General features: G+C 61.3%; 2 protein-coding genes. One reads left to right on the forward strand and one right to left on the reverse strand.

Features of this window, described 5'->3' with window-relative positions; all coding sequences use genetic code 11:
- Positions 1 to 230: 230 nt before the first annotated feature.
- Positions 231 to 1,265, reverse strand: coding sequence for a DUF4192 domain-containing protein (locus ACYSM9_RS21725; protein WP_461859018.1), 1,035 nt, complete (start codon positions 1,263 to 1,265; stop codon positions 231 to 233).
- A 392-nt stretch (positions 1,266 to 1,657) separates the two neighbouring features.
- On the opposite strand from ACYSM9_RS21725, the gene ACYSM9_RS21730 reads away from it, so the two are divergent.
- The gene (locus ACYSM9_RS21730) at positions 1,658 to 2,668 is read left to right on the forward strand and encodes a DUF4236 domain-containing protein (protein ID WP_461859019.1); all 1,011 of its coding nucleotides are present in this window, start codon (positions 1,658 to 1,660) and stop codon (positions 2,666 to 2,668) included.
- Positions 2,669 to 2,688 lie beyond the last annotated feature (20 nt).

Below are 2,688 nucleotides of genomic sequence, written 5' to 3' on the forward strand. Positions count from 1 at the left end.
ACCCGTAGGCTGCCGTGTCTACTGACAAAACTGCCAACTCAACTGACAACGGACAGGGGGTGAGCCTGGGCTCTCCCCCGGCGGTTTTCGTACGCCGATAATGGACGTTCCGTCAACCTGATCTGCTCGGTCGTTGGATTATGTCGGAGCCGTGGCTCGCGGTCTTGGCCAGCGGTAGGCAATTTCCACTGTCACGGGAGCACACTGTTTTCGCTTTGCGGGGACAAGAATTACGGCATGTCGAACGGTAGAGCTTTGTAAGCCGTGTTCTTGTTCATGCTCCATCCTGCGACGATACCGGAGCCGACCATTTGGTCGCTGAGTCGGGCGAGGCGGTAGGCGGGGTCGGTGTCGAGGGCGAGTTGGAGGAATTGGTGTGCTTTGCTGCCTTTGCCTTCCCACCAGTTGATGTAGCCGATCGCCGTGAGGACTGGTGCTGCGTGTTCGGGGGAGGTGCGGGTGTATGCGTGCAGGAGGAGTTGTTGTGCCCATTCGATGCGCGACCACTTCGGTGCCTCTGTGGTCTGGGCGAACAGGATGTGCTGCATGGGTTCGTCCATCCCAGGGATGTCGGCGATAAGTCGGTCGCGGATGGCGGGGAATTGCAGGTTCGCGACGAGGGCGTGGCTGTCGTCGTCGCTGGGGAAGTCCGTGGAGCCGAGCATCTTGCCCCAGAGTTCCCGCCCGTGCCGGAGGGCCGTCTCGGCGGGTTGAGACCTGATGGAGTCCATGTGACTTTCAACCGCGGCGGCTTTCGCTGCCGTCGGGCCGGCAAGTGGGAGGGTGATGCGATCGGTGGGTTCGACGAAGCTGCCGCGGTAGATGAATTCGGCGTTGATCGCGCTGGTATCGGTGGAGCTGACGGGAAGGGCGAGGCTGGTGCCGGGTTCACCGTCGTAGGGGGAGAAGGTGTCGTCCCCGACGAAGAGGCCGTCCCGGATGGTGATTCCCTGCTCGGCGAGCACCCCGGTGAGCGCGGCGATAGCCCCGGCCTGGGGTTTGGGCTGTCCGGGTTGGGTGGTTTCGCTGGTGTAGACGGCGAAGAGAACGGACGTGGCGGTGGTGTCGCTGCTGAGGTAGTGGGCGACGGTCCGGGCGTAGGCGAGTTCCTGCCCTGTCCGACGGGGGAGGTCGATACGGAGAGTGGCACCGATGCTGTTGTCTTTCATCGTGATGCACACAAGGCTTTCCTGGGGCCAGAAGCCCAAGGTGTGCCCAATGAAGCTAAGGACATCCGATGGTGTTTTGATCGTGAGCTTTTCCATGATCCCGTTTTCCTTCACCCTGGTTATTGCTGTTTCATCTGCGGTTGTTGGTTGTGGGCGTCGTTCTGTTAGGGGACCACCCGCTGGGTTGAGGGGCCGGAGCGCAACTTGGGGGACCGGCGCCGGGACTGAAAACTTCGTCTCGGAGCCACCGGGCTCCGGCCTGGGAAGTTTTTGGTTCCGGGGTCGGCGCGTAGCGCCCTGGTTGCGTGGAGGGCCCGCCCAGCGATCATGGGACATATCAGAATGACAAGCAGCGATGAGTTTTTGCTTTTCCATGGGTTTTGAAGAATGGGACCGCATGACTTCGGCGGTTATTGAGGGCGCTAAGGCTGCTTTGCAGCGGCATGGAAATTTCACTTGGTGGCCGTTTGTTCCTGCACCGATTACGGATGCATACAATCTCTCTTACGAGGAGAACTGGCTTCTCGTATGCCAAATTTATTGGGGGTACGGGTTTGGGGTTTCGTTACCGCAAGTCAAAGAGTTTTGGGCCGGTGCGGATCACCGCATCGAAGCGCGGATTGAGCGGAAGCGTTGGAGCAGGCCCCTTGCGGGTCACGAAGTCGGCAACGGGTCGCACAACAACTACGGTGAGGGTCCCCAAGACTGGGATCTCCTATTCGACCAGCAGCTCCACCCGCCGTTCCACACGGAAGGCTGCCGTTCGGCGATCCGATCCTTCACGTGGCCGCATCGATCGTCGAATCGTCAGCGATGAAACGTGGCGGCAGCTCCTGGCGCCGGATGGAACGCCGGCGGCATCGAAGTTCCAACGGAACTTCGTGCGTGCAGTCGTCGCCCGCGCAACCGGAACGCGCCCCAGCCTCATGCACCTGACCCAGGGACAGGCAGCAAACGTCCTTACCTTCGTCGGTGAAAGCCCGTCGAGGCTGAACGCGGGCGGGCGCGGCGTGCCACAGCTTGAGAAGGCCGGGACAGTTGCCCAGTGGACGATGCTCGGCTTGCTGCTGCTTATTGTCACAGTCTCTTCGCCTGCAGGGTTTGTGCTGGCAGCGGGCATTGTCGGGCTAACTTTAGTGCTGCGAAAGCGCCGTCGTGACCGCCAGGCCTGGGAGGACGCCACCTGGTCAGCCAGCCTCAGAGAACCTGTCAGGTCCTCTACCGACGGTATCGAAAATTCGGCTGCTGACGCTCCGCCTCATCAGGATCCGTCATGCGCGGTGCCAGTGGAACCAAGTGCAGCGGTAAATCTGGCTGCCTCCTCCCCTAGGCGCTCGTATCCTGTTTCCCTTGGTCGTGCGGAATGGCCGAACGTGGAAGTCGTTGGTGAGCACGCCTATGGCAAGGCAATCAAGGCGGCGCTCCGCGCCAATGGGGCCTTCTCCGCTCGAAGGACTGAAGGCGTGGGGTTAGCCTCTGTTGGTGGACACCTGAAGTAGCGGGATCCTGGGATTCTGCG

Source organism: Arthrobacter sp. C152, assembly GCF_054890965.1.